21 protein-coding genes and 1 tRNA gene are annotated in these 24,487 nt (G+C 68.1%); 13 read left to right on the top strand and 9 right to left on the bottom strand.

The window, feature by feature from the left end; genetic code table 11:
* Positions 1 to 13: 13 nt before the first annotated feature.
* The 3 genes from ACTWPB_RS24440 to acnA all read right to left on the bottom strand — a co-directional run bounded on the left by ACTWPB_RS24440 (position 14) and on the right by acnA (position 3,685).
* Positions 14 to 89 (bottom strand) — tRNA-OTHER (locus ACTWPB_RS24440).
* 81 nt (positions 90 to 170) lie between these two features.
* Positions 171 to 740 (bottom strand): TetR/AcrR family transcriptional regulator, encoded by a 570-nt coding sequence (locus tag ACTWPB_RS24435; RefSeq protein WP_266290299.1) that lies wholly within the window; start codon positions 738 to 740, stop codon positions 171 to 173.
* A gap of 131 nt (positions 741 to 871) precedes the next feature.
* Positions 872 to 3,685, bottom strand: coding sequence for an aconitate hydratase AcnA (gene acnA / locus ACTWPB_RS24430; RefSeq protein WP_446222876.1), 2,814 nt, complete (start codon positions 3,683 to 3,685; stop codon positions 872 to 874).
* A 283-nt stretch (positions 3,686 to 3,968) separates the two neighbouring features.
* On the opposite strand from acnA, the gene ACTWPB_RS24425 reads away from it, so the two are divergent.
* The 9 genes from ACTWPB_RS24425 (at position 3,969) to ACTWPB_RS24385 (ending at position 12,881) form a co-directional block, all read left to right on the top strand.
* Positions 3,969 to 4,520 carry an Rv1476 family membrane protein gene (locus tag ACTWPB_RS24425; RefSeq protein ID WP_446222875.1) on the top strand — a complete coding sequence of 184 codons (552 nt, stop codon included), beginning with the start codon at positions 3,969 to 3,971 and terminating at the stop codon, positions 4,518 to 4,520.
* A gap of 328 nt (positions 4,521 to 4,848) precedes the next feature.
* Positions 4,849 to 6,210, top strand: a complete 1,362-nt coding sequence (locus ACTWPB_RS24420; RefSeq protein ID WP_446222874.1) for an NlpC/P60 family protein — start codon at positions 4,849 to 4,851, stop codon at positions 6,208 to 6,210.
* Between the two features lie 176 nt (positions 6,211 to 6,386).
* On the top strand, positions 6,387 to 7,547 hold the full coding sequence (locus tag ACTWPB_RS24415) for an AAA family ATPase (protein WP_446222873.1): 1,161 nt from the start codon (positions 6,387 to 6,389) through the stop codon (positions 7,545 to 7,547).
* 29 nt (positions 7,548 to 7,576) lie between these two features.
* Positions 7,577 to 8,527 (top strand): DUF58 domain-containing protein, encoded by a 951-nt coding sequence (locus ACTWPB_RS24410; RefSeq protein WP_266290289.1) that lies wholly within the window; start codon positions 7,577 to 7,579, stop codon positions 8,525 to 8,527.
* On the top strand, positions 8,524 to 9,528 hold the full coding sequence (locus ACTWPB_RS24405) for a VWA domain-containing protein (RefSeq protein WP_446222872.1): 1,005 nt from the start codon (positions 8,524 to 8,526) through the stop codon (positions 9,526 to 9,528). The genes ACTWPB_RS24410 and ACTWPB_RS24405 overlap by 4 nt, the downstream gene beginning before the upstream one ends.
* A gap of 85 nt (positions 9,529 to 9,613) precedes the next feature.
* Positions 9,614 to 10,330, top strand: coding sequence for a 3-oxoacyl-ACP reductase FabG1 (gene fabG1, locus ACTWPB_RS24400; protein WP_446222871.1), 717 nt, complete (start codon positions 9,614 to 9,616; stop codon positions 10,328 to 10,330).
* 182 nt (positions 10,331 to 10,512) lie between these two features.
* Positions 10,513 to 11,349 carry an NADH-dependent enoyl-ACP reductase InhA gene (inhA, locus tag ACTWPB_RS24395; protein ID WP_266290283.1) on the top strand — a complete coding sequence of 279 codons (837 nt, stop codon included), beginning with the start codon at positions 10,513 to 10,515 and terminating at the stop codon, positions 11,347 to 11,349.
* Complete coding sequence (locus ACTWPB_RS24390) at positions 11,349 to 12,398, top strand: ferrochelatase (RefSeq protein ID WP_446222870.1); 1,050 nt, start codon at positions 11,349 to 11,351, stop codon at positions 12,396 to 12,398. The genes inhA and ACTWPB_RS24390 overlap by 1 nt, the downstream gene beginning before the upstream one ends.
* 87 nt (positions 12,399 to 12,485) lie before the next feature.
* Complete coding sequence (locus ACTWPB_RS24385; RefSeq protein WP_446222869.1) at positions 12,486 to 12,881, top strand: hypothetical protein; 396 nt, start codon at positions 12,486 to 12,488, stop codon at positions 12,879 to 12,881.
* Positions 12,882 to 13,142: 261 nt separating this feature from the next.
* Here ACTWPB_RS24385 and ACTWPB_RS24380 read toward each other — a convergent pair whose 3' ends face one another.
* The gene (locus ACTWPB_RS24380) at positions 13,143 to 13,955 is read right to left on the bottom strand and encodes a hypothetical protein (RefSeq protein WP_446222868.1); all 813 of its coding nucleotides are present in this window, start codon (positions 13,953 to 13,955) and stop codon (positions 13,143 to 13,145) included.
* Between the two features lie 112 nt (positions 13,956 to 14,067).
* Entirely contained in the window at positions 14,068 to 14,892 is an 825-nt protein-coding gene (locus ACTWPB_RS24375; protein WP_446222867.1) for a DUF3097 domain-containing protein, read from the bottom strand.
* 106 nt (positions 14,893 to 14,998) lie between these two features.
* Between ACTWPB_RS24375 and ACTWPB_RS24370 the strand changes: the two genes are divergently transcribed.
* Both ACTWPB_RS24370 and ACTWPB_RS24365 read left to right on the top strand, forming a co-directional pair.
* On the top strand, positions 14,999 to 15,430 hold the full coding sequence (locus ACTWPB_RS24370; protein WP_446222866.1) for an NfeD family protein: 432 nt from the start codon (positions 14,999 to 15,001) through the stop codon (positions 15,428 to 15,430).
* Between the two features lie 2 nt (positions 15,431 to 15,432).
* Complete coding sequence (locus tag ACTWPB_RS24365) at positions 15,433 to 16,674, top strand: SPFH domain-containing protein (protein WP_446222865.1); 1,242 nt, start codon at positions 15,433 to 15,435, stop codon at positions 16,672 to 16,674.
* A 71-nt stretch (positions 16,675 to 16,745) separates the two neighbouring features.
* Here the strand turns inward: ACTWPB_RS24365 and ACTWPB_RS24360 are convergent, their stop codons facing one another.
* The 3 genes from ACTWPB_RS24360 to ACTWPB_RS24350 all read right to left on the bottom strand — a co-directional run bounded on the left by ACTWPB_RS24360 (position 16,746) and on the right by ACTWPB_RS24350 (position 20,841).
* Entirely contained in the window at positions 16,746 to 17,954 is a 1,209-nt protein-coding gene (locus tag ACTWPB_RS24360; protein ID WP_446222864.1) for a molybdopterin-binding protein, read from the bottom strand.
* A 315-nt stretch (positions 17,955 to 18,269) separates the two neighbouring features.
* Positions 18,270 to 19,343, bottom strand: a complete 1,074-nt coding sequence (locus tag ACTWPB_RS24355; protein WP_446222863.1) for a tartrate dehydrogenase — start codon at positions 19,341 to 19,343, stop codon at positions 18,270 to 18,272.
* A 10-nt stretch (positions 19,344 to 19,353) separates the two neighbouring features.
* Positions 19,354 to 20,841: an NAD-dependent succinate-semialdehyde dehydrogenase gene (locus ACTWPB_RS24350; RefSeq protein WP_446222862.1), complete on the bottom strand. Its 1,488-nt coding sequence runs from the start codon at positions 20,839 to 20,841 to the stop codon at positions 19,354 to 19,356.
* Between the two features lie 209 nt (positions 20,842 to 21,050).
* Between ACTWPB_RS24350 and ACTWPB_RS24345 the strand changes: the two genes are divergently transcribed.
* Entirely contained in the window at positions 21,051 to 22,292 is a 1,242-nt protein-coding gene (locus ACTWPB_RS24345; protein ID WP_446222861.1) for an aspartate aminotransferase family protein, read from the top strand.
* A gap of 153 nt (positions 22,293 to 22,445) precedes the next feature.
* Entirely contained in the window at positions 22,446 to 22,940 is a 495-nt protein-coding gene (locus ACTWPB_RS24340) for a DUF3830 family protein (RefSeq protein ID WP_446222860.1), read from the top strand.
* A gap of 151 nt (positions 22,941 to 23,091) precedes the next feature.
* Here the strand turns inward: ACTWPB_RS24340 and ACTWPB_RS24335 are convergent, their stop codons facing one another.
* The gene (locus ACTWPB_RS24335) at positions 23,092 to 24,486 is read right to left on the bottom strand and encodes an amidase (protein ID WP_446222859.1); all 1,395 of its coding nucleotides are present in this window, start codon (positions 24,484 to 24,486) and stop codon (positions 23,092 to 23,094) included.
* Between the last annotated feature and the right edge of the window lies 1 nt (position 24,487).

The following is a 24,487-nucleotide window of genomic DNA, read 5'->3' as shown; positions in this document are numbered from 1 at the left end:
GGCGATGGTTCGGTGGCCATGGAGGCGGGAATCGAACCCGCGACATCCGTCCTGTGGAGTCGGCGTTCTACCTGCTGAACTACTCCATGGCCGTGCCGAGCATAATAGGCGCAGTCGCGCAGCGTTCCTCAGCCGCGCACGGCCGGAGCGAATGCGGAGGTACGCCTAACTCAGGATTCCTTGCGTCGCACCGAGGCTTCGACGAGATCCAGTACGGCGGAAAGGTTTTCGTTGGTGTGGCCCGAGGCGATGCGGGCGATGAGGCCGTCGAGAACCAGGTCGAGGTAGCCGAGCAGGACGTCGGTGGGGACGTCGTCGCGCAGGGCGCCCGCTGCCTTGCGGCGCTCCAGGCGGGCGAGCGTCGCGGCGGTGAGTTCGGCCGAGCGCTGGGTCCAGCCCGCGCGGAATTCGGGGTCGGTGCGGACTCGGCGGGCGATCTCGAGGCGGGTGCCGAGCCAGTTGAATTCCTCCGGGCGGGCGAGCATGTCGCGCATCACCTGGACGAGGCCCTGGTTGGCGGCGACGTCGGCCATGCGTTCGGCGTCGTCCTTGGCCAGGGCGAAGAAGAGGGCGTCCTTGTCGCGGAAATGGTGGAAGATCGCGCCGCGGGACAGGCCGATGGCCTCTTCCAGGCGGCGCACGGTGGCGCCGTCGTAGCCGTATTCGGCGAAGCAGCGTCGTGCACCGTCGAGGATCTGGCTGCGGCGGGCGGCGAGGTGGTCGTCGCTGACCTTGGGCATGATTCCTCCAGCTAGCGGATACACCGACCCCCGCCCCGGCGAACCGAGACGGGGGCTGTCGCATTATTCACGGGCAAACGAATGCCCTTATGGCGCAACACCTTACGATGTCGCGCCACCGGGTCGAACAATCAGCCGCGGATCATGTTGCGCAGCACGTACTGCAGGATGCCACCGTTGCGGTAGTAGTCGGCCTCACCGGGGGTGTCGATGCGGACGACCGCGTCGAACTCGGTGACCTTGCCGTCTTCCGCGGTGGCGGTGACCTTGACGGTCTTGGGGGTGACACCCTCGTTGAGGGCGGTGATCCCCGCGATGTCGAAGGTCTCGGTGCCGGTCAGGCCCAGCGACGCGGCGGACTGCCCGGCCGGGAACTGCAGCGGCACAACGCCCATGCCGATCAGGTTGGAGCGGTGGATGCGCTCGAACGACTCGGTGATGACGGCCTTCACACCCAGCAGGCTGGTGCCCTTGGCGGCCCAGTCACGCGAGGAGCCCGAACCGTATTCCTTGCCACCGAGCACGACCAGCGGGATGCCGGCGGCCTGGTAGTTCTGCGAGGCGTCGTAGATGAACGCCTGCGGGCCACCATCGACGGTGAAGTCGCGGGTGTAACCACCCGAGACGTCATCGAGCAGCTGGTTGCGCAGCCGGATGTTGGCGAAGGTGCCACGGATCATGACCTCGTGGTTACCGCGACGCGAGCCCAGCGAGTTGTAGTCCTTGCGGGCCACACCGTTGGCGTCGAGGTACTGCGCGGCCGGGGTGCCGGGCTTGATCGGGCCCGCCGGGGAGATGTGGTCGGTGGTGACCGAGTCGCCCAGCAGTGCCAGCACCCGAGCGCCGGAGATGTCGGTGACGGGGGAGGGATCCATCGACATGCCGTCGAAGTACGGCGCCTTGCGCACGTAGGTCGACTTCTCGTCCCACGCGAAGGTGTCACCCTCCGGGGTGGACAGTTCCTGCCAACGCTTGTCACCGTCGAAGACGGTGGCGTAGGAGTTGCGGAACATGTCCTGGCTGATCGACGTCTTGATGGTGTCGTCGATCTCCTGGGCCGAAGGCCAGATGTCCTTCAGGAAGACATCGTTGCCGTCGGTGTCCTGGCCCAGCGCGTCGGTCTCGAAGTCGAAGTCCATCGTGCCCGCGAGCGCGTACGCGATGACCAGTGGCGGCGAGGCCAGATAGTTCATCTTCACGTCGGGGGAGATGCGACCCTCGAAGTTGCGGTTACCCGAGAGCACCGCGGTGACCGAGAGGTCGTTGTCGTTGATCGCGGCCGAGATCGCCTCGGGCAGCGGACCGGTGTTACCGATGCAGGTGGTGCAGCCGTAGCCACCGACGAAGAAGCCCAGCTTCTCCAGGTAGGGCCACAGACCGGCCTTCTCGTAGTAGTCGGTGACGACCTGCGAACCCGGCGCCATGTTGGTCTTCACCCACGGCTTGGTCGCGAGACCCTTCTCCACCGCGTTGCGGGCGAGCAGGGCGGCGCCCAGCATGACCGACGGGTTGGAGGTGTTGGTGCAGGAGGTGATACCCGCGACCACGACGGCACCGTGATCGAGCACGAACTTGTTGCCGTCTTCGCCGACAACCTCGACCGGCTTGGACGGCCGGCCGTTGGCACCCTTGGCGGCCGAGTGGGCCGGGGTGTAGGTGTCGTCGGCGGCGTTGGCCGACACGGCGACCGAATCCGACGCGGGGAAGGACTCCTCGCCTGCCTCGTCCAGCGCGGTGAGCTCACCCTCGCCGACGTAGTTGACGATGTCGGAGCGGAACGCGTTCTTGGAGTCGCTGAGCAGGATGCGGTCCTGGGGACGCTTCGGGCCCGCGATCGAGGGCACGACGCTGCCCAGGTCGAGCTCGAGGTATTCCGAGTAGACCGGCTCGCGCTCGGGGTCGTGCCACATGCCCTGTTCCTTGGCGTACGCCTCGACGAGCGCGAGCTGCTCGTCGCTGCGGCCGGTCAGGCGCAGGTAGTTGATGGTTTCGCCGTCGATCGGGAAGATCGCGGCGGTGGAACCGAACTCGGGGCTCATGTTGCCGAGGGTCGCGCGGTTCGCGAGGGGCACCTCGGCGACGCCGGCACCGTAGAACTCGACGAACTTGCCGACGACGCCGTGCTTACGCAGCTGCTCGGTGACGGTGAGCACCACGTCGGTGGCGGTCACGCCGGGCTTGATCTCACCGGTCAGCTTGAAGCCGACGACGCGCGGGATCAGCATGGAGACCGGCTGGCCGAGCATCGCGGCCTCGGCCTCGATGCCGCCGACGCCCCAGCCGAGCACGCCGAGGCCGTTGACCATGGTGGTGTGCGAGTCGGTGCCGACACAGGTATCGGGGTAGGCCTGGCCGTTGCGGATCATGACCGTCGGTGCCAGGTACTCGATGTTGACCTGGTGGACGATGCCCATGCCCGGGGGGACGACCTTGAAGTCGTCGAAGGCGCCCTGGCCCCAACGCAGGAACTGGTAACGCTCGCCGTTGCGCTCGTACTCGAGCTCGACGTTGCGCTCCAGCGCGTCGGCGCGGCCGAAGACGTCCAGGATCACCGAGTGGTCGATGACCATGTCAGCCGGCGAGAGCGGGTTGACCTTGCTCGGGTCGCCGCCGAGGACGGTGACGGCCTCACGCATGGTGGCGAGGTCGACGATGCAGGGCACGCCGGTGAAGTCCTGCATGATCACGCGCGCGGGGGTGAACTGGATCTCGACGCTCGGCTGTGCCGAGGGGTCCCAGTTCGCGATCTCGCGGATGTGGTCGGCGGTGATGTTCGCGCCGTCCTCGGTGCGCAGCAGGTTCTCTGCCAGCACCTTCAGGGCGTAGGGCAGCTTCTCGGTGCCGGGAACAGCCGAGAGACGGAAGATCTCGTAGGAGTTGCTTCCGACCTCGAGCGTGCCTTTGGCGCCGAAGGTATCAATCTTCGTCACGTCAGCTCCACTCATCTGTGAGGGTGTGCCGCCGGCGGGGCTGTGCCGGCGGCTCGCGTCTTCGGAGGGGGTATCCGGCGCCGTGAGACGCCGGTTTCCTCGCCGTAAGAGCCTAACAGTACGCTTGTCCTATGAAATACGCGGGGGCCGTCGGTGGTGCCATGTAGGCGTGGTCGAGCACTCCGTCGCGTACTGTGCCTGACGAGCGAAGTCGGGGAAGACGCAGTGACGCTCACCTTGGCAGTGTTGGACGCCCGTCGCGACACCGGCGATCGTGGCTCGACAGACCGGATGGAACATGACCACTTTTGCGCCGATGGCGGCCGAACTGCCGCCGAACACCGTGCTGAGCAGCGTCGCGTCCGACCTCGCCGACAATCACGTCGCGGCCCCCAAGGGTCAGGATCAGGAGAAACTGGCGGCGATCGTCGCACAGGCGCGATCCGAGGGGATCCCGCTCAGTGTCGTCATCGTTCCCGGTAATCCCGGCCACGACTCGAGCCTACGTGATCTGGCCACCGAGGTCGGCGAAAGCACGCACGGCACCGTCGCGGTGTTCAGCGACGACTGGATCGGTACCTACAGCGACAGCATCAGCCGGGTTCGGCTGGAGTGGGCCGAGGACTCGGCCAAGTACAAGGGCAACCGCCCCGAAGAGGCCGTGCAGGCCTTCGTCAACCGGCTCGAGCAGCCGGAGGGCGTCTCCTGGGGCGTCATCACCACGGTCTTGATGACCCTGATGGTGCTGGTGATCGCCGGGCTGTACCTGGTCAAGGTCCGTCGCGGTCCCGAGGTGGACGCACCGGCAGTCGCCGCGTCGTCGCGCATCGATGCGGGTTCCACCAACTAACTGGTTTCATTCCAGTCGCATTTCCACACCAGCGGTCTGTTCTTCCGCGTAGAAAGCTGTCCAGCGCCAGGCAAATTCTGAGCAATCGATGAATTGTTGCCGCGCGCCACTGTGGCAGATGTTTCCTTTGGGAACTATGTGTCGTACGGTTGCGGTGATCGCGATCGTGAATGCAGTGGTACAAGGGGCATTAGTCGACTCGTGTGGTCGGTGTTTCGGCTGATGTGCCGGTGGCGTATGTCGAGTCGAGATACTCGGAGGTGCCGTGCGCGGTGCGGGCAGGCAGGACGAACCAGGTCTATTACGGATAGCGATCGGTTTGCTGGCGGTGCTGGTTGTACTCGGCGGCGCGGGACCGGTCGCGGCGGTACCACCCCCGCCACCCAATCCGTCCGACGGCGAGATCGCGGGCGCGAGCGCCCAGGTCGACGCGCGGGTCAGCGAGATCGGCGTGCTGATCAATCGCGTCGCCGCGGCCGATCAGCAGTTGCGCGAACTCGACGACGAGCTCGCGGGCAAACGGGAAGCGGTCAACCGGGCGCTCGTCGACCTGCAGACCGCACGCGACGCCGCCGACGCGGCAGCGGCCGCCGTCACCGACAGCCAGACCCAACTGGCCGACGCGGGCGTGAAAGTCGGTGCGGCACGCCAGGATTTCGATCAGGTCGCCACCCAGGCCTACGTCCGCCCCGCCAACAGCTCGGTCGTCACCTACCTCGCCTCCTCGACCCCCGATGCCGCGATGGACCGCGCGCAGGTGCTCGGCATGGTGTCGAGGAACCAGCGGCAGATCCTCGACGATCTGCGCCGCGCCCAGGTCGCCCAGGCCAATCAGAATTCCGCCGCCCGCCAGGCCAAGGCCGACGCCGATACCGCCGCGGCGGGCGCGCAACGCCAGCGCGACGCCGCCCAGACCGCGGTGAACATCGCGAAATCCGAGTTCGACACCCAGGCCGTGGCCCGCGACAACCTGCGTCGCGACCGCAGTGCCGCGCAGTCCGCCCTCGACATCGCCCGCTCGACCGTCGCCGGGCTCCAGAGCCAGCGCGAGATCTTCCTGAGCTGGGACGATCAGCGCGAAGCCGAGGTGCTGGCCCTGCTGGCCGCGGCCAACGCCGCCGCCGCGCGCGCCGCCGCCGACAAGGCCGCCCGCGACCGCGCCGCCCAGCTCAACGAGGGTCAGCGCCCGCACACCGACCTCGAGTCGACCCCGGCGTCTCCGCGCAGAACCAAGCCGCGCCCCACGAAACCACAGGTCACCGGTTCGGCCGCGATCGAAACGGTGGTCGACCGCGCGATGTCGCAACTCGGCGTCACCTACGCCTGGGGTGGCGGCGACGAGGACGGGCCCACCCTCGGCATCCGCGACGGCGGCACCGGCGACGCCCACGGCGACTTCGACAAAGTCGGCTTCGACTGCTCGGGGCTGATGCTCTACGCCTTCGCCGGTATCGGCGTCTCCCTGCCGCATTACAGCGGCTACCAGTACAACGCGGGCACCCGGGTGAACGTCGAGGATCGCGAACGCGGCGACATGCTCTTCTGGGGTCCCGGCGGCAGCGCGCATGTGGCGATGTATCTGGGCAACGGCAAGATGATCGAGGCCCCTGAATCCGGGGATGTCGTGAAGATTTCCCCGGTCCGCGAAGACGGCATCATGCCGTACGCGGTCCGCATCGTCACCGACTGAGGGCGTATCGCCGCTGGTGGGGGCGAAATCGGTGCGGTGGGTGCCACACTTGCCGCCGGAGGTGAGCGCCGTCACGCACAGGACGAATCCCCGTCTAGTCCTGGCCGGTTGCGGCGCACCGGGCGATTCAATGGAATAGTTGGTGCCGCACGCACAGGACCAAAGCGAAAGCGGGGATGTTGGTGACTTCGACGGAAGGTGTGAGCGGGCCGAAGCTGGCGAAGGACGCCGGTACGGCTACGCCGAGCACCCTGGAGCGTGACGTCCAGACTCTCGAGAAGGCGATCTACGAGGTCAAGCGGGTTATCGTCGGTCAGGATCGGCTCGTCGAGCGTTTGCTCGTCGCCGTGCTGGCGCGCGGACACGTGTTGCTCGAAGGTGTGCCCGGCGTCGCGAAGACTCTTGCGGTGGAAACCTTCGCCAAGGTCATCGGCGGCTCGTTCTCCCGGGTGCAGTTCACCCCGGACCTCGTGCCCACCGACCTCATCGGAACCCGCATCTACCGGCAGGGCCGCGAGGAATTCGACACCGAGCTCGGCCCGGTCGTCGCGAACTTCGTGCTCGCCGACGAGATCAACCGCGCACCGGCCAAGGTGCAGTCGGCACTGCTCGAGGTGATGGCCGAGCGCAAGCTGTCGATCGGCGGCAAGACCTACCCGATGCCCGATCCGTTCCTGGTCATGGCGACCCAGAACCCGATCGAGAGCGAAGGCGTGTACCCGCTGCCCGAGGCGCAGCGCGACCGCTTCCTGTTCAAGGTCCTCGTCGACTACCCCTCGGTCGAGGAAGAGCGCGAGATCATCTACCGGATGGGTGTGAGCCCGCCCGAGCCGAATCAGATTCTCGACCCCGAGGACATCATCCGCCTGCAGAAGGTGGCCGCCAACGTCTTCGTGCACCACGCGCTCGTCGACTACGTGGTCCGCGTGATCACCGCGACCCGCACGCCCGGCGAATTCGGCATGGACGATGTGGCGAGCTGGATCTCTTACGGCGCTTCCCCGCGTGCGAGCCTCGGCATCATCGCCGCGGCGCGCTCGGTCGCGCTGATCCGTGGCCGTGACTACGTGGTCCCGCAGGATGTCGTCGAGGTCATCCCGGACGTGCTGCGGCACCGTCTGGTGCTGTCCTATGACGCACTGGCCGACGAGGTTTCGCCCGAGCACGTCATCAAGCGGGTGCTGCAGACCGTCGGTCTGCCGCAGGTCGCCCCGCAGGCCGTCAACGGTCAGGTCGCCCCGCAGCCGGTGCCGCAGCCGCCCGCACAGCTTCAGCCTGTGCCGCAGCCGGTGAACGGGCAGCAGTCCCAGCCCGCCGGCTCTGTCGCGCCCCAGTGAGTGCGCCGGAACCCGTTGTCCGCGTGCCCATGTCGTCTCACGCCCCGCCATCGTTTCGTGCCGGTGAACTGACCGACCCGAAACTGGCCGCCGCGCTCAAGACCCTCGAGTTGACCGTGCGGCGCCGCCTCGACGGCGTGCTGCACGGTGACCACCAGGGCCTGATCCCCGGTCCCGGTTCGGAACCGGGGGAGGCGCGGCTGTATCAGCCGGGTGACGATGTCCGACAGATGGATTGGTCGGTCACCGCCCGCACCACCCATCCGCACGTGCGGCAGATGATCGCAGACCGCGAGCTGGAGACCTGGCTCGTCGTCGACCTGTCGTCGAGCCTGGACTTCGGCACCGGTCGGGTACACAAGCGCGATCTCGCGATCGCGGCGGCCGCGGCGATCACCCACCTCACCTCCGGCGGCGGCAACCGGATCGGCGCCGTCGTCGCGACCGGTCAGGATCTGGTGCGCATTCCCGCCCGCAGCGGGCGTATGCACGCCCAGACCCTGCTGCGCGGTATCGCGACCACCCCGCACGCCCGCGACGGTGTCCGCGGTGATCTCAAGGCTGGGATCGAATCGCTGCGCCGTCCGCAACGCAAACGCGGTCTGGCCGTGGTGATCAGTGATTTCCTCGGCGACGTCGACTGGCAGCGTTCCCTGCGCGCGATCTCCGCACGCCACGACCTCCTGGCCGTGGAAGTGCTCGACCCCCTGGATATCGCGCTGCCCGACGGCGGCGACGTGGTGCTGCACGATCCCGAATCGGGGCGCACCCGCGAGTTCAGCGTCACCCCCACGCTGCGTGCCGATTTCGCGGCCGCGGCCGGAGCCCAGCGTGAGCAGGTGGCGCAGGCGCTGCGCAGCTGCGGCGCGCCGGTGCTCACCCTGCAGACCGATCGGGACTGGATCGCCGACGTGGTCCGGTTCGTGTCCACCCGGCGCCACAGCCTCGGCGCCCCGAGCGGGCGGGTGCCTCGCCAGTGAGTATTTCGCATTTCACGGCCGTCGTCTGGCTCGGTTTCCTCGCGGTCGTCGCCCTGCTCGTGCTCGGCTATGTGCTGGTGCAGCGCGCCAGGCACAAGCGGATGCTGCAGTTCGGCAACATGGCCATCCTGGAACGGGTCGCCCCGTCGCGACCGAGTCCGATGCGGCACGTGCCGATCGCGCTCATCCTGGTCGGCTTGATTCTGCTCACCATCGCCGCCGCTGGCCCGACCGCCGTGCAGAAGGTGCCGCGAAACCGCGCGACTGTTGTTCTGGTGATGGATGTTTCGCTGTCGATGGAAGCCACCGACGTGGAGCCGGGCAGATTGCAGGTCGCGCAGGAAGCAGGCAAGGATTTCGTCGAAGGCCTGACTCCGGGCATCAACCTCGGTTTCGTCACCTTCGCCGGCACGGCCTCGGTGATGGTGTCGCCGACCACCAACCGCGAAGCGGTCAAGCACTCGATCGACAACATCAAGCTGGCCGAGCGCACCGCCACCGGCGAGGGCATCCTCACGGCCCTGCAGTCGATCGACACCCTGGCCGCCGTGCTCGGTGGCGCCGAGACACCACCGCCCGCGCGCGTGGTGCTGATGTCGGACGGCAAGCAGACCGTGCCCGACGACAAGGACATCGACAACCCGCGGCACGGTTTCACCGCCGCGCGCCTGGCCAAGAACAAGGGCATCCCGGTCTCCACGATCTCCTTCGGCACCGAATGGGGCACGGTCGAGATCCCGGACTCCGACGGCAAGGGTTCGCAGCGGGTGAAGGTGCCCGTGGACAACGACTCGCTGCGCGAGATCGCCGAGCTGTCCGGCGGCGATTTCTACACCGCCTCGTCGCTGGCCGAACTCACCGCGGTCTACGACACCCTCGAGGAACAGATCGGCTACGAGACCACGCGTGGCGATGCGAGCAGGCCCTGGCTGTTGCTCGGCATGCTGGCCATCGCGGCGGGAGTCGTGGTCAGTTTGCTCTATCGTCAACGCCTGCCCTAGCTCCCACCGCCCCGCGTTGTGAGCTGTCGCAACGGCGCGACCCCTGACGCGGGGCGCACGAATCGGAACAGATAGGTTGGACCCTATGTCGAACGTCACATCCCGGTCGGTCCTGGTCACCGGCGGTAACCGAGGTATCGGTCTCGCGGTCGCGCAACGTCTGCAGGCCGACGGCCACAAGGTCGCCGTCACCCATCGTGGATCGGGGGTGCCCGAGGGTCTGTTCGGTGTGAAATGCGATGTCACCGACAGTGATTCGGTCGATCGTGCGTTCACCGAGGTCGAGGAGCACCAGGGTGCGGTCGAGGTGCTGGTCGCCAATGCGGGCATCACCGACGACACCCTGCTGATGCGCATGACCGAGGACCAGTTCGAGCGGGTCATCGACGCCAACCTCACCGGCGCGTTCCGCTGCGCCAAGCGCGCCAACCGCGCCATGTTGAAGGGTCGCTGGGGCCGGATGATCTTCCTCGGCTCCGTCGTCGGGCTCGGTGGTGGCCCCGGCCAGATCAACTACGCCTCCTCCAAAGCAGGTGTGATCGGCATGGCTCGCTCCATCAGCCGTGAGCTGGGCTCACGCTCGATCACCGCGAACGTGGTCGCCCCTGGTTTCATCGAGACCGATATGACCGCCGAACTGCCCGACGATCTGAAGGAAACCGCGAAGAAGTTCATCCCGCTGGGCCGCCTCGGTCAGGCCGAGGACGTCGCTGCGGTGATCAGCTTCCTGGCCTCGGAGGACTCCCGCTACGTCACCGGCGCGGTTATTCCGGTCGACGGCGGCATGGGCATGGGTCACTGATCCAACAGCGGCACTGTCGTCCACGTCGACGGCCGCCATTGCATGGGTCACTGATCCAACAGCGGCACTGTCGTCCACGTCGACGGCCGCCATTGCATGGGTCACTGACCCGCTAACAGATCGCACCGCACCACCGACAAGGTGGCAGCAACCCACACTGATCTCAGGAGAACCGAAAACTCATGGGCGGACTGCTCGAAGGCAAGACCATCCTGGTCACCGGCATCATCACCGACTCGTCGATCGCGTTCCACGCGGCCGCGATCGCGCAGGAGCAGGGCGCGAGGGTGATCATCACCGGTATCCCCGACCGCCTGCGGCTCATCGACCGCATCGCCAAGCGGCTGCCGCAGGAAGTGCCGCCTGCCATCGGCCTCGACGTGACCAACGAAGAGGACCTGGCCGCGCTCACCGAGAAGCTGCGTGAGCTCGCGCCCGAGGGCATCGACGGCGCGCTGCACTCCATCGCGTTCGCGCCGCGTTCGATCATGGGACCCGGCGCGCTGCCGTTCCTCGAGGGCCCCGGCCCCGATGTCGCCAAGTCGTTCGAGATCTCCGCGTGGAGCTACGCCTCGCTCGCGCGCGCCGTGCTCCCCGTCATGAACGAGGGCGGTTCGCTGGTCGGCATGGACTTCGATCCGCGCGTGGCCATGCCGTATTACAACTGGATGGGCGTGTCCAAGGCCGCGCTGGAGTCGGTGAACCGCTACGTGGCGCGTGAGGTGGGTGCGGCCAAGAAGGTGCGCTCCAACCTGATCGCCGCGGGCCCGATCAAGACCCTGGCCGCCAAGGCCATCGCGGGTACCGCCACCGACGATGCCAAGCAGCTCGTCCAGCTCGACCAGTACTGGGACGGTGCGTCGCCGATCGGCTGGGACGGCAACGACCCGCGCGCGGTCGGCAAGTCGATCGTGGCTCTGCTCTCGGATTGGCTGCCCGCCACCACCGGCTCGATCATCTACGTCGACGGCGGCGCCAGCCACAACATGTGGTTCCCGGAGAACATGTCCCTGAGCTGATGCCGGACGCCCTGCTGCTGCTGTCCTTCGGTGGCCCCGAGGGTCCCGAGGACGTGATCCCCTTCCTGGAGAACGTCACTCGGGGCCGTGGGGTGCCCCCCGAACGGCTCGCCGAGGTCGCGCAGCACTACCTGCATTTCGGCGGGATCTCGCCGATCAACGCGTTGAATCAGCAGATCATCGCCGCGGTCGAGGCCGACCTCGCCGATGCCGGGATGGGTCTGCCGGTCTATTTCGGCAATCGCAACTGGCACCCCATGGTCGAGGACACGGTCGCGCGGATGACCGCCGACGGCGTGCGCTCGGCGCTGGTCTTCCCGACCTCCGCGTGGGGCGGGTATTCCGGTTGCCGCCAGTACGACGAGGACATCAGCCGTGCCCGCACGGCAGTGGGCTCGGCTGCCCCCGAGCTGGTGAAGCTACGCCAGTACTTCGATCATCCGCTGCTGATCGAGTCCTTTGCCGACGCGATCGCCGCTGCGGTGCAACAGATTCCGGCCGATCGCCGCGCCGGTATCCGTCTGGTGTTCACCGCGCATTCCATTCCCGTCGCCGCCGACACCGCCGCGGGACCGCCCGCCGACGGTGGCTGCCTCTACAGTCGCCAGGTCGCCGAAGCCGCCCGATTGTGCGCCGCGGCAACCGGTTTCGCCGAGTATGACGTGGTGTGGCAGTCGCGCTCGGGTCCACCGCAGGTGCCGTGGCTCGAACCCGACATCGTCGATCACCTGGATGTGCTGCACGGCAAGGGAATCGACGCCGTGGTGGTGTGCCCGGTCGGTTTCGTCTCCGATCACCTCGAGGTGATCTGGGACCTCGACAACGAAGCATCCACCCGCGCCGCCGAACTCGGCATGGCCTTCGCTCGCGCGGGGACTCCCGGCACCGACCCTAGGTTCTCCCGGATGATCGTCGAACTGATCGCCGAACAGGTGCGTGGCGGTCCGGTACGTGCACTCGGCGAAGTCCCCGGTTACGGCTGCACCGTCGACGGTGCCCGGTGCGCTCCGGGGTGCTGCGAACTGCCCGCGCGCCCGGTCCGGCGCTGAACACAACCGGATAACCATTCATCGGTCGGCCCGGGTTCGAGGAGTAGCCTTTCCACAGTTGTGCTCGACTGATCGGAGGATGTGCCGATGATCTCGACACCGCCGCGCCGCGCCGCCGGGTTCGCCCTGGTACTGGCCGCCGCCGCGCTCGGGCTGACCGGGTGCGGCAAAGACTCCGGCTACCAAACCCAGCCATACCAGCCCACCGAGCCCACCATTTCGCAAGCCTCGGTGCAGGAACTGTGCGGCATCCTCGACGGACAGAAGGGCACGTGGAAGGCGCTGGGCCCGAAGGTCGCACGGGTGGCGTTCACCGGCGCGATGAAGCTGTGGACAGTGAACGACACCGTCGCCAATGCCGCCATTTCCTTCAATCGGCGCATCGTCGACACCGTCACCATCCGCACCTGCCCGCGTGTCCGGGACGCCACAGTCAAGGTGCTCGATGTGCCGGATCTGAAGGCGGCCCTCGGCGGATTCTGAACTGGCACTTCCCACTTCGAGTCTGCTCTGCGTTAGCCGCCTCAGCCGTATCCGGCCCAGTATCAGCAGCCGTACCCGCAACAGCAACCGTCGGGTCCCGGCTATCCGCAGGCCCAGTACCCGCTGCAGTATCCGCAGGGTCAGTATCCCCAGCAGCAGCCGATGCCGTACCCGCAGCAGGCGCCGTACCCGTACCAGCAGTCCTACCGTCGCTGACGAATCGGCTCCGTCGGCCGCTGGACTTCGCGGCGCCCGGCAGGTCTAGCCGTCGCGGCGGGCGGCGGCGTGGACCGCGACGAGGCGAGCCTCGCGGATGGTGTTCCACAGCGGGCGCAGCAGGGATTCGTGCGCGCCGATCGCGGTGGCCGAGGTGGGCGAGGACGCCGGTTCGTGCTGGGCGACGGTGAGGATCGCGGCCACGTGATCGGCGGTATCGAGAATTCGCTTGGCGCGCAACGGGATCGAGTCGGGGTAGGCGTGGCGTGAGTAGGCCGCCAGCTGCGCCTCGATCTGCTCGCGCGGATCATCGTCACCGTTGCCGACCGACGTGGTGTGCAGCTGCATGAGAGCGTCGGCGGCGTCACGGACCGATTCGCGCATCGTGTACTCGGCCTCACCGAGCGACATATCGTGACCCGCGATGCGGGGGAGGTCGACGCCGTAGACGCTCCACTGCAGGGTTTCGTCGTCGTCCCACTGTGGGATCAGGCCGGTGCCCGGCTCACCGGGAACACCGAGCAGCAGGCCTTCCTCGGCGTCGATCGCGTCGGCCGCGAAGGCGGTGCCGACCGGCAGCCCACGCACGTCACCCGGCGCGGGCAGGACCAGCCGCAACTGCGCACCGGCCGGAGCCATCGCCTCGCGGATCACCTTGAGCAGGGGCATGGCACCGGAGCCCGCTGCGCCGCGTGAGGTCCACGGCAGATCCGTGCGTCCGCCGGTGACCGGGTCGCCCGCCGCGATGGTGTGGCGCGGCGCCCAGGCATGGAGTGCCTCCAGCACGTCGTCGGGCGCGCTGGTACCGGCCAGCCAGGAGCCGGCCCACAGCGTCAGCGTGGCACTGGGAGAGCACATAATCATCGAGCATAAAGGTTCGCCGACGATCGCGTGCGTGCACTGAGGCCGCCGATGGTGTGTACGCGGGCCGTTGTTTTCGGTGCGGGGACCCACCTGACCTGCTGTGCGATCACTGGGGCTCGGTGACGAAGTCGATGAGCCGTTCGACGGCGCCGATGAGCGGGGATTCCAGATCCCGGAACGAGCCGACCGCATCGTAGACACGGCGCCAGCCCTGCTGGGGTGTTCCCCAGCCGAGGCGCGCGCAGATTCCGGTCTTCCAGTCCTCGCCGCGCGGCACCGCAGGCCAGGCGTCGATGCCGAGCGCGGCGGGGCGCACTGCCTGCCACACGTCGATGTAGGGATGGCCGGTCACCAGCACATGCGGTCCGAGGCCGGTGGTCAGGTGCGTCTCCTTCGAGCCGGTCACCAGGTGGTCGACGAGCACCCCCACCCGCGCGCCAGGACCTGGTTCGAACTCGGTGAGCCGGGCACCGAGATTGTCGAGGCCTTCCAGATGCTCGACCACCACGCCCTCAACCCGCAGGTCGTGGCCCCACACCCGTTCGACCAGCGCCGCGTCGTGCACGCCTTCCACCCAGATCCGGCTGGTCCGGGCGACTCTTGCGCGCAAGCCCTCGACGCGGGTGGAGCCCGACGCCGACCGGGTCTGCTGTTTCGGCGCGGTGGCGGTGGGCCTGGTCAGCGTCACCGGTTTCCCGTCGATCAGGAAGGCCGCTTCCCGCATCGCGAACAGTCGCACCGCGCCGCGCGCGTCCTCGAGTTTCACGAATTCGCCGTCGTAGCTGCGGTCGAAACCGACTACGGCACCGCAGAATCCGCTCGCCGCGTCCTCCACCACCAGGTCCCGTTCGGCACTCACCGTCGGCACCGGCTTCTTCTTGGTCCGATCATGTCCGGAATAGATATCGCCGTAGCTGTCTCGCGCACTCACGCCCCGAAACTACCGCGCACGGAACCCACTGCGTCGCAGCGCCGCACCGGACCGGCTGATCGCGCGAGGCTGCCCGCAACGGGGGCATCAGGGCTAGGCTGGCAGTGTGGCCGCAATAGTCTGGCTGATCGCGGGCATCGTTCTCGCGGCGGCGGAAATGCTCACCGGGGATCTCATGCTGCTCACGCTGGGCGTGGCGGCACTCGGTACGGCGGGTGTCAGCGCCGCCACCGACATACCGGTGTGGGGCGATGCGCTGGTGTTCGCCGCGATAGCCGGTGTGCTGTTCCTCGGTGTGCGCCCGCTGCTGCGCCGTAAGTTCGGTTCGCCGCCGCCCACTCCGACGAATGCCGATGCGCTGCCGGGTAAGTCGGCGCTGGTGCTCGAGCAGGTCGCTGAGTATTCGGGTCAGGTCAAGCTCGGCGGCGAGGTCTGGACCGCGCGTCCGCTCGACCCGAGCGACGTGTACGAAGCCGGTGTGACTGTCTATGTGATGAAGATCGACGGCGCGACCGCTGTCGTCTGGAAGGGTCCCTAGTAATGGTTGCCTTGATCGTGGCCGCCGTCCTCGTCCTGTTGGTCGTGGTGGTGGTTTTCAAATCGATCGCGCTCGTCCCGCAGGCCGAGGCGGCGGTGATCGAACGGCTCGGGCGTTATTCGCGCACCGTGTCCGGTCAGCTGACGTTCCTCGTCCCGTTCGCCGATCGCGTCCGCGCGAAAGTGGATCTGCGTGAGCGGGTCGTGTCGTTCCCGCCGCAGCCGGTGATCACCCAGGACAACCTCACCCTGCAGATCGACTCGGTGGTGTATTTCCAGGTCACCAGCCCGCAGGCCGCCGTCTACGAGATCAGCAACTACATCGCCGCGGTCGAGCAGCTCACCGTCACCACCTTGCGCAACGTGGTCGGTGGCATGACCCTGGAAGAGACGCTGACCTCGCGCGATCAGATCAACAACCAGCTGCGCGGTGTGCTCGACGAGGCCACCGGTCGCTGGGGCCTTCGCGTGGCCCGGGTGGAACTCAAGTCCATCGATCCGCCGCCGTCGATCCAGGAATCGATGGAGAAGCAGATGAAGGCCGATCGCGAGAAGCGCGCGACCATCCTCACCGCCGAAGGCAACCGCGAAGCGCAGATCAAGACGGCCGAGGGCGCCAAGCAGGCGGCGATCCTGACCGCCGAGGGTGGCAAGCAGTCCTCGATCCTGTCGGCCGAGGGTGAACGCCAGAGCCGCATTCTGCGCGCGCAGGGTGAACGCGCCGCCTCCTACCTGCAGGCCCAAGGTCAGGCGAAGGCGATCGAGAAGGTGTTCGCCGCTATCAAGAACGGCAAGCCGACTCCGGAACTGCTTGCCTACCAATACATGCAGACCCTGCCGATGGTGGCCAAGGGCGACGCGAACAAGGTGTGGCTGGTCCCCAGCGACTTCGGTAAGGCCCTGGAAGGTTTCGCCCAGAACTTCGCCACCAAGGGCGAGGACGGCGTCTTCCGCTACGAGGCGTCCACCGACGAAGCTCCGGTGAAGATCGAAGACGACGCCGACGTAGCCGACTGGTTCGAAACCGCCTCCGACCCGAAAATCGCCGAGGCGGTCCGCGCTGCGGAAGCCACCGCGCGCACCCCCGTCGAAGGTTTCGAAACACCCGTTCCGCGCCCGAAGACCTCGGTGGCCAAGGCGAGCCCGGAGCTGCCTGCCCCGCCCCCGATCGCCCCTCAGGAACATCGCGCGCCTCGCCCCGACGACCCGTACGGTCGCCCCTGGCAGCCGCCGCAGCACGGCTGATCCAGCAGATTACGGCCCTGGTGTGGAGTACCGCACCAGGGCCGCTGCTGTTGTGCGGCAACGCCGTTGAGTCAGTGGGGGAGGGGGAGCAGTTCGACGAGGGAGCCCCGGCCGGTGCCGGGTGGGAGGATGGCAAGGGCCTGGCAGGCGATGAGGCCCGCCAAGTGCGGGGTGTGGGCGGGACCGGTGCTGCGCCAGACGCCGCCGGGGTGTTGCTGGACGCCGACTATGCGGGTGGCTTCGCCCTCCATGACGCCCGCGTCGGAGAGGCGGCCCCACATGGTGGGTCCGGGGGAGCGCAGGGTGAGCGCGTCGACGATGGCCGGACCGACGGCCAACAGGGCGGCGACAGCGGCGAAGGGGTTGCCGGGTAGGCCGAGGAGAACGCGACCGTCGGGGAGCTGGGCGACGAGGGTGGAGCCGCCGGGGCGGATCGCTACGCGCTCGACGATGATGCGGGCGCCGAGGTCGGCGAGCAGGGTACGCAGGTGGTCGGCGGCACCGCGGCCGGTGGCGCCGACCATCACGACCAGGTCGGCGTGGGATTTCAGGGTGAGCCAGGAGCGCATCAGGTCACGACTGTCGGCGAGGTGCCACAGGCCGGTGCTCTCGATATCGCAGCAGCGCAGGAACTGCGGCAGTACGGGGCCGAGGGAGTCGCGGGTTTCGCCGGGGCCGAGCGGGCCGACGGCGCGGATCTCGTCGCCGGTCATCACCACATCGGCCCGCAAAGGTCCACGCACGGTGACGGTTTCGGCCTCGGCGCTGAGCGCCGCGGAAGCCAGCGCCGCCGACACACGGGCACCGGCGCGAGCCAATTCTGTTCCGCTGCTCCAGTGTTCGCCTTGGCGGCGGGTGTCGTCGCGCACCGGTGCGCCGGGCGCTCGCATCACAACCGGCTTACCGGACACGGTCGTGGTCACGATGTGTTCGTCGCGCAGGGTCGCCGTGGTGCCCAGCGGGGTCGCGGCGCCGGTCGCGATCCGCACCGCCTCGCCGGGTGCCAGGACCACCGAGCAGCCGCGTCCGGCGTAGCTGACCTGCTGGTGCAGCCGCCACCACGGTCCAGGACCCGCGACGGCGTAGCCGTCCATGGCGGCGCTGTCCACCCGCGGCAGGGGAGTGCCCGCGGCGAGGGCGAGGGCAAGGGTCGCCCCGACCGCCTCGGCCACGGGTCGCTGCCGCACCGCGATCGGTTCGAGATCCGCGGTTATCTGCGCGCGCACCCGACCCAGCCCACACTGCGCTGCCGGAACTACGCCCACCCGTGCGCTCGTCACCACGTCTCGCCTTCCGAGGACCCATCACCGACACTGCGACTCATGGTGCGCACCACCGATTGCCTGCGATTTTCTTGGCAGTTGCCTCGCGATGACGTTGTGCTCACCGAAGAGCTCCCCGCTCGGTGCGCAGTTCGGCGTCATGGTGCGGGTGCCCGCTGGTTTCGGCCGCGCGAGGGACGGGTGCCCGAGTTACCTACAGGAGCTCCTCAGCAGCTACGGCGCGGCAGGGACCGGCGGGTTCGGTCAACGAATTCGCGAGTTCGGTGCCAGGACGCTGCCGCTGCCTTGCCAACGGTGCCGGTGGTGTTCGGTTCATGCTTCGGTGCGGGCGTTCGCGAGTTCGGCGGCGCGGTCGGCGATGGCGGTGCCGAGTTCGGCGGTGGTGGCAGTGCCGCCGAGGTCAGGGGTGCGGACCGTGCCCGTGGCGAGAACATCACAGACCGCCTGGTCGACGGCGGCGGCCGCGGCGTGCTCGCCGAGGTGTTCGAGCAGCATCGCACCCGCCAGGATCTGCGCGACCGGATCGGCGATGCCCATCCCTGCGATATCGGGTGCGCTGCCGTGCACGGCCTCGAACATCGACGGTGCGTCCGCCGCGGGGTTGATATTGCCCGAGGGTGCGAGCCCGAGGCCGCCGGTGACGGCGGCGGCGAGGTCGGAGAGGATGTCGCCGAACAGGTTCGAGCCGACGATCACGTCGAGGCGGTCGGGGTGCAGCACGATTTCCGCGGCGAGCGCGTCGACGTGCATCTGCCGTGTTCGCACCGACGGATATTCGGCCGAGACGCGCTCGAAAATGCTGTCCCAGTACGGCATCGAGTGGATCAGGCCATTGGATTTGGTCGCCGAGCAGAGCTTTCCCGAGCGTTGCGCGGCGCGGTCGAAGGCGTAGCGGATGATCCGTTCGCAGCCGGTGCGGGTGAACACCGACTCCTGCAGGACGAATTCGTCCGGCCTACCCGGGTTGTGGATGCCGCCGATCTCGGAGTACTCGCCCTCGGAGTTCTCGCGGACGATCAGCATGTCGAGGTCGTCGGCGGTGCGGTCGCGCAGTGCCGATTCCGTGCCGGGCAGCAGCCGCACCGGCCGCAGGTTGACGTACTGGGCGAAGGCGCGCCGCAGCGGAATCAGCAAGCCCCACAGCGAAATATGGTCGGGCACCCCGGGGAATCCGACGGCGCCCAACAGGATCGCGTCGAACTCCGCGAGCTGCTCCGGTCCGTCGGCCGGCATCATCGCACCGGTCCGCAGGTAGTTCTCACACGAGAAGTCGAACTCGGTCCAGCGGATTCCCGGCAGGACCCGGTCGAGCACCTTCACCGCCTCGATGGTCACATCGACGCCGATTCCGTCACCGGGAATGGTCGCGATCCGGTATGTGCGCACGCTGCTCTCCCTAAACCTTGACACCGATGTATTTGGTCTCCAGGAATTCGTCGATCCCGGTGAACCCGCCCTCGCGCCCGAGTCCCGATTCCTTCACCCCGCCGAACGGTGCGGCCGGATTGGAGACCACGCCCTGATTCAGGCCGACCATCCCCGTTTCGAGAGCTTCGCAGACGCGCAGTCCGCGGCGCAGGTTCTCGGTGAACACGTACGCGACCAGCCCGTACGGGGTGTCGTTGGCGCGCGTGATCGCTTCGTCCTCGGTGTCGAACGTGCCGATCGCGGCGACGGGACCGAAGATCTCGGTCCGGCACAGCTCGGCGTCGTCGGGGACGGCGGTGAGCAGGGTCGCCGGGTAGAACGTGCCGGGTCCGTCGATGGCCGCGCCACCGAGTAGCACCTGGGCGCCGCGTCGGCGTGCGTCGGCCACCAGGTGCTCGACCTTGGCGACGGCATCGGCGTCGATGAGTGGCCCCACGACGACGCCCGGCTCGGTGCCACGGCCCATCGGCAGAGCCGCCATCCGGGCGGCCAGTCGCGCGGCGAACTCATCGGCGATGCCGCGCTGCACCAGAATTCGGTTCGCGGCGGTACAAGCCTGGCCGATATTGCGCATTTTGGCGGCCAGCGCACCCTCGACCGCTTCGTCGAGATCGGCATCGTCGAACACCAGCAGCGGTGCGTTGCCGCCCAGTTCCATGGAGGTGCGCATGATCGTGCGGGCGCACTGTTCCAGGAGGAGTTTCCCGATGGCGGTCGACCCGGTGAAGGAGAGTTTGCGCGAGCGTGGATCGGCGATGAGCGGTGCCATCAGCGCGCCGGGGTCGGCGGTGGTGACGACATTGACCACCCCGGCGGGTACGCCCGCCTCGGCCAGGATCGCCGCGAGCGCCAGCATCGAAAGAGGCGTCTGTTCGGCGGGTTTCACGACGCAGGTGCAGCCTGCGGCCAGGGCGGGCGCGATCTTGCGAGCACCCATCGCCATCGGGAAGTTCCACGGGGAGATGAGCAGGCTCGGCCCCACTGGCTGTTTCGTCACCAGAAACCGGGAACCGCCCGTCGGTGCGGGCATGTACCCGCCGTCGATGCGAACGGCCTCCTCGGCGAACCAGCGGAAGAACTCCGCGGCATAGGCGATTTCGCCGCGCGCCTCCGCCAGCGGTTTGCCCATCTCCAGGGTCATGATCAGGGCGAGGCGTCCGGTGTCGGCGAGCAGTGCGTGGTGCGCGCGCATCAGGATGTCGCTGCGGGTGCGTGCCGGGGTGTTCGCCCAGTCCGCCTGTGCCCCGGCCGCGGCGGTGAGTGCATCGAGTCCGTCGGCCGGCGTCGCATCGGCCACCGCGCCCAGCTCCGCGCCGGTCGCGGGATCGAGGACGGGCAGGGTGGCAGGGGAGTCACGCCAACGGCCGCCGATGAACAACCCCTTCGGGACGCTGTCGATCGCGGTGCGCTCGGCGGCGCTCAGGTTGTCGAGCAGCTGCGCGCTGCCCCCGGACATATTGGTAGGGAGCCGTTGTTCCTCGTTGGTAGGGAGCCTTTGTTCCTCGTTGGTAGGGAGCCTTTGTTCCTCGTTGGTAGGGAGCCTTTGTTCCTCGTCCATGCGGTGACCTCACTCCCGGCGCGGTGGATCACCCATTGCTGTGACCACTGCCGCCATGTTATGCATATTGTCAACAATCCGACAATAGACAATCTGGGGAGTCTGTGATGACCGAGCTGTCTCCCGTCCTGAAGCAGGCCACGCCCGTGCACGTCGACCACGGCGCAGGCTGCTACCTCTACGACACCGACGGTCGCCGCTACCTGGATTTCACCGCCGGGATCGGCGTCACCAGCACCGGGCACTGCCATCCCACCGTGGTCGCGGCCGCGCAAGCCCAGGTCGCCCGCCTGATCCACGGCCAGTACACGACGGTGCTGCACCGGCCGCTGCTGGAACTCACCGAGCGGCTCGGCACCGTCCTGCCCGAGGGTTTGGACGCGCTGTTCTTCGCCAATTCCGGCAGCGAGGCGGTCGAGGCGGCGCTGCGCCTGGTCCGCCAAGCCACCGGGCGGCCGAACGTGATCGTCTTCCACGGCGGTTTTCACGGCCGCACTGTCGCCGCCGCGACCATGACCACCTCGGGGACCCGGTTCTCGGCGGGGTTCAGCCCGCTGATGTCGGGTGTGCACGTGGCCCCGTTCCCGACCGCGTTCCGCTACGGCTGGAGGGAGGAGGAAGCCACCGACTTCGCGCTGCGTGAGCTCGACTATCTGCTCGCCACCCTCACCTCGCCCGCGGAAACCGCCGCGTTCATCGTCGAACCGGTGCTGGGCGAAGGCGGTTATATCCCCGGCAACACCCGGTTCTTCCAGGGTCTGCGCGAGCGCGCCGACCGGCACGGGATCTTGCTGGTCTTCGACGAGATCCAAACCGGCTTCGGCCGGACCGGAAAGTTCTTCGGCCACCAGCACTTCGACGTTCGCCCCGACGTGATCACCATCGCCAAAGGTCTGGCCAGTGGCTTCCCGCTGTCGGGCATCGCGGCGTCGCGGGAGTTGATGGCGAAGGCCTGGCCGGGGTCGCAGGGCGGGACATACGGCGGCAATGCCGTGGCCTGTGCCGCCGCCGTCGCGACACTCGAGGTGATCGAGGCCGAGGGTCTCGTCGACAACGCCGCCGTCCGCGGCACGCAGTTGCGCAGCGGCGTCGACCGGCTCGCCACGAAAGCGATCGGGGATGTCCGCGGCCTCGGTCTGCTCGTCGGCGCCGAATTCACCACGGCGACAGGCGAGCCCGATACCGCGACGGCGACGGCCGCCCAGCGGGCCGCCGTCGACAAGGGTTTGTTGCTGCTCACCTGCGGCGCCCACATGAACGTCGTGCGCATGATTCCGCCGCTGATCGTCACCGCCGACCAAGTCGAGGATGCGCTGACGATCTGGTCGGAAGTCCTGGCTGAGCTGTAGTTCCGCGCGCCGTCCCCGCTCGAGTGCCGGGCGGGGGCACCCACCGCGTCCTGGGTAGGCCTGGATTCGATGGGTAATCCCCACCCTGCCGCGGACCGCCCCCTCGGCATGCACCGACCCCGTCCGCTCGTACCGCACAGGAAGCAGCAACCGATGGCCCGCTACATGAGCATCACCCTCACCAAAGCCGGCGTCACCTGCCGTGCCCGCCTCCTCGACGACGAAGCCCCGCTCACGTGTGCCGCCGTCTGGGATGCGCTCCCGCAGGAGGGCGACGCCTTCCACGCCAAATACGCCCGCAACGAGGTCTATGCCCTGGTGCCCCGCATCACCGCGGCACCGCACCGCGAAAACCCCACCGTCACACCGATTCCCGGCGATGTCTGCCTCTTCGACTTCGAACCGTGGGAAATCGGCAACCCCGCCTACGGCTACGAACCCGGCTCGGCCGCCCACCATGCCCAGGGCGCCACCGACCTGGCCCTGTTCTACGGCCGCAACAATTTGCTGATCAACGGCGACCTCGGCTGGGTCCCCGGCAGCGTCTTCGCCACCATCGAGGAAGGACTCGCGGACTTGGCGGATGCCTGCCACGGGCTGTGGTTGCGCGGTGTCGAGGGCGAGACGTTGGCCTTCGCCCGCGTCTGAACAGGCTCTGCCCCACGCAGAAACCCGGCTCGCTCGCCCGTGCGGAACGGGGGCACCAGGACGAGACGTTCCCGTGAGGTCGACGGTCGGTACTCATCGACGCCGTCCGGCCGATGTGGCGGCGTCGAAACAGGCCGACGCCCTGCCTGTTTCAGCTGTTGAGCACGAACTCGGCGTGCCGGGCGACCGCGAGGATCAGATCGTCGGAGTGCCGGGGACCGACGATCTGTAAGCCCACCGGTAGCCCGGCGCGAGTCCTGCCGACGGGAATACTGATGGCGGGCTGCTGGGTCATGTTGAACGGGTAGGTGAACGGGGTCCAGTCGGGCCAGCCGTTGAGCCCGCTGCCCGGCGGCACATCGTGCCCGGCTTCGAACGCGGTGATCGGCATGGTCGGGGTGATCAGGACGTCGTAGGCCATATGAAAGGTGCCCATCGTGATGCCGACTTCGGCGGCGATGTGACGGGCGTCGAGATAGTCGATGGCGCTGACGGATTCACCGCGCGCCCACACCGCACCCAAACCGGCATCGACCTTCTCCCGGGACCCGGCGGGGAACTTCGCCAGCATGGTCGCCGCACCCGCGGCCCACAGCGTTTCGAAAGCCGCACGCGGATCAGCGAATCCGGGATCGACGGCATCGATGGTCAGATCGGCCTCGGCCAACCGCGCCACCGCGCTCTCGACGATCTCGGCGACCTCGGGGTCCACCTGTGCGTACCCGAGCGTGGCGGAGTAGCCGACCGACAGCCCGCGCACATCCCGCTGTATCTGACTGCGGAAGGTCGTGAAGGTGGGTGCCAACGCTGTCGGGTCGCGCGGATCGGGCAGCGAGAGGATGTCCATCAGCAGCGCCGCGTCCTCCACGGTGCGTGTCATCGGACCGGCGTGCGCGAGCGGGCCGAACGGGCTGGCGGGGTAGAGCGGAATCCGCCCGTGCGTGGGTTTGAAACCGACGATCCCGCAGAACGAGGCCGGAATCCGGATGCTGCCACCCCCGTCGGTGCCGACCGAGACCGGTGTCATCCCGCCCGCTACCGCCGCCGCGCTGCCCCCGGACGACCCGCCCGCCGTCGTGGCCGGATCGGCGGGATTGCGGGTGACCCCGGTCAGTGGACTGTCGGTGACACCCTTCCAGGCGATCTCCGGCGTGGTCGTCTTACCGACGAACACCATCCCGTCCTCGCGCAGTCGAGCGGCGACCGGACTGTCCACCGACCACGGCCCGCCCGCGTCGACACAGGTGGAACCGCGCAGGGTCGGCCATCCCTCGGTGAGAAAGATGTCCTTGATGGAAATCGGCACGCCGTCGAGCAGCCCGCGCGGATTGCCCGATTGCCAGCGCGCCTCGGAGTCCTTGGCCTGCACCAGCGCCCGATCCGGATCCACCAGGCAGAACGCGTTGAGCGCGCCGTCGCGCGCGGCGATGGCATCCAGACAGGCCTGCGCGGCCTCGACGGGGGAGAGTTGCCCGGCCGTGTAGGCCGAAACCAGCTGAACCGCCGTCATCACGGTGGGATCGGTGGGGAGATCGGGCTGCGTCATG

It is taken from the genome of Nocardia sp. IBHARD005 (assembly GCF_052814245.1).
This window is presented reverse-complemented; position numbering and strand designations above follow the sequence as displayed.

Excerpts from the sequence above, each read along its gene's own strand:
- ACTWPB_RS24435 (WP_266290299.1), bottom strand. The coding sequence starts at position 740 with ATGCCCAAGGTCAGCGACGACCACCTCGCCGCCCGCCGCAGCCAGATC.
- acnA (WP_446222876.1), bottom strand. The coding sequence starts at position 3,685 with ATGAGTGGAGCTGACGTGACGAAGATTGATACCTTCGGCGCCAAAGGC.
- ACTWPB_RS24425 (WP_446222875.1), top strand. The coding sequence starts at position 3,969 with ATGACCACTTTTGCGCCGATGGCGGCCGAACTGCCGCCGAACACCGTG.
- ACTWPB_RS24415 (WP_446222873.1), top strand. The coding sequence starts at position 6,387 with ATGTTGGTGACTTCGACGGAAGGTGTGAGCGGGCCGAAGCTGGCGAAG.
- ACTWPB_RS24410 (WP_266290289.1), top strand. The coding sequence starts at position 7,577 with ATGTCGTCTCACGCCCCGCCATCGTTTCGTGCCGGTGAACTGACCGAC.
- fabG1 (WP_446222871.1), top strand. The coding sequence starts at position 9,614 with ATGTCGAACGTCACATCCCGGTCGGTCCTGGTCACCGGCGGTAACCGA.
- inhA (WP_266290283.1), top strand. The coding sequence starts at position 10,513 with ATGGGCGGACTGCTCGAAGGCAAGACCATCCTGGTCACCGGCATCATC.
- ACTWPB_RS24390 (WP_446222870.1), top strand. The coding sequence starts at position 11,349 with ATGCCGGACGCCCTGCTGCTGCTGTCCTTCGGTGGCCCCGAGGGTCCC.
- ACTWPB_RS24385 (WP_446222869.1), top strand. The coding sequence starts at position 12,486 with ATGATCTCGACACCGCCGCGCCGCGCCGCCGGGTTCGCCCTGGTACTG.
- ACTWPB_RS24380 (WP_446222868.1), bottom strand. The coding sequence starts at position 13,955 with ATGTGCTCTCCCAGTGCCACGCTGACGCTGTGGGCCGGCTCCTGGCTG.
- ACTWPB_RS24365 (WP_446222865.1), top strand. The coding sequence starts at position 15,433 with ATGGTTGCCTTGATCGTGGCCGCCGTCCTCGTCCTGTTGGTCGTGGTG.
- ACTWPB_RS24350 (WP_446222862.1), bottom strand. The coding sequence starts at position 20,841 with ATGTCCGGGGGCAGCGCGCAGCTGCTCGACAACCTGAGCGCCGCCGAG.
- ACTWPB_RS24345 (WP_446222861.1), top strand. The coding sequence starts at position 21,051 with ATGACCGAGCTGTCTCCCGTCCTGAAGCAGGCCACGCCCGTGCACGTC.
- ACTWPB_RS24340 (WP_446222860.1), top strand. The coding sequence starts at position 22,446 with ATGGCCCGCTACATGAGCATCACCCTCACCAAAGCCGGCGTCACCTGC.
- ACTWPB_RS24335 (WP_446222859.1), bottom strand. The coding sequence starts at position 24,486 with ATGACGCAGCCCGATCTCCCCACCGATCCCACCGTGATGACGGCGGTT.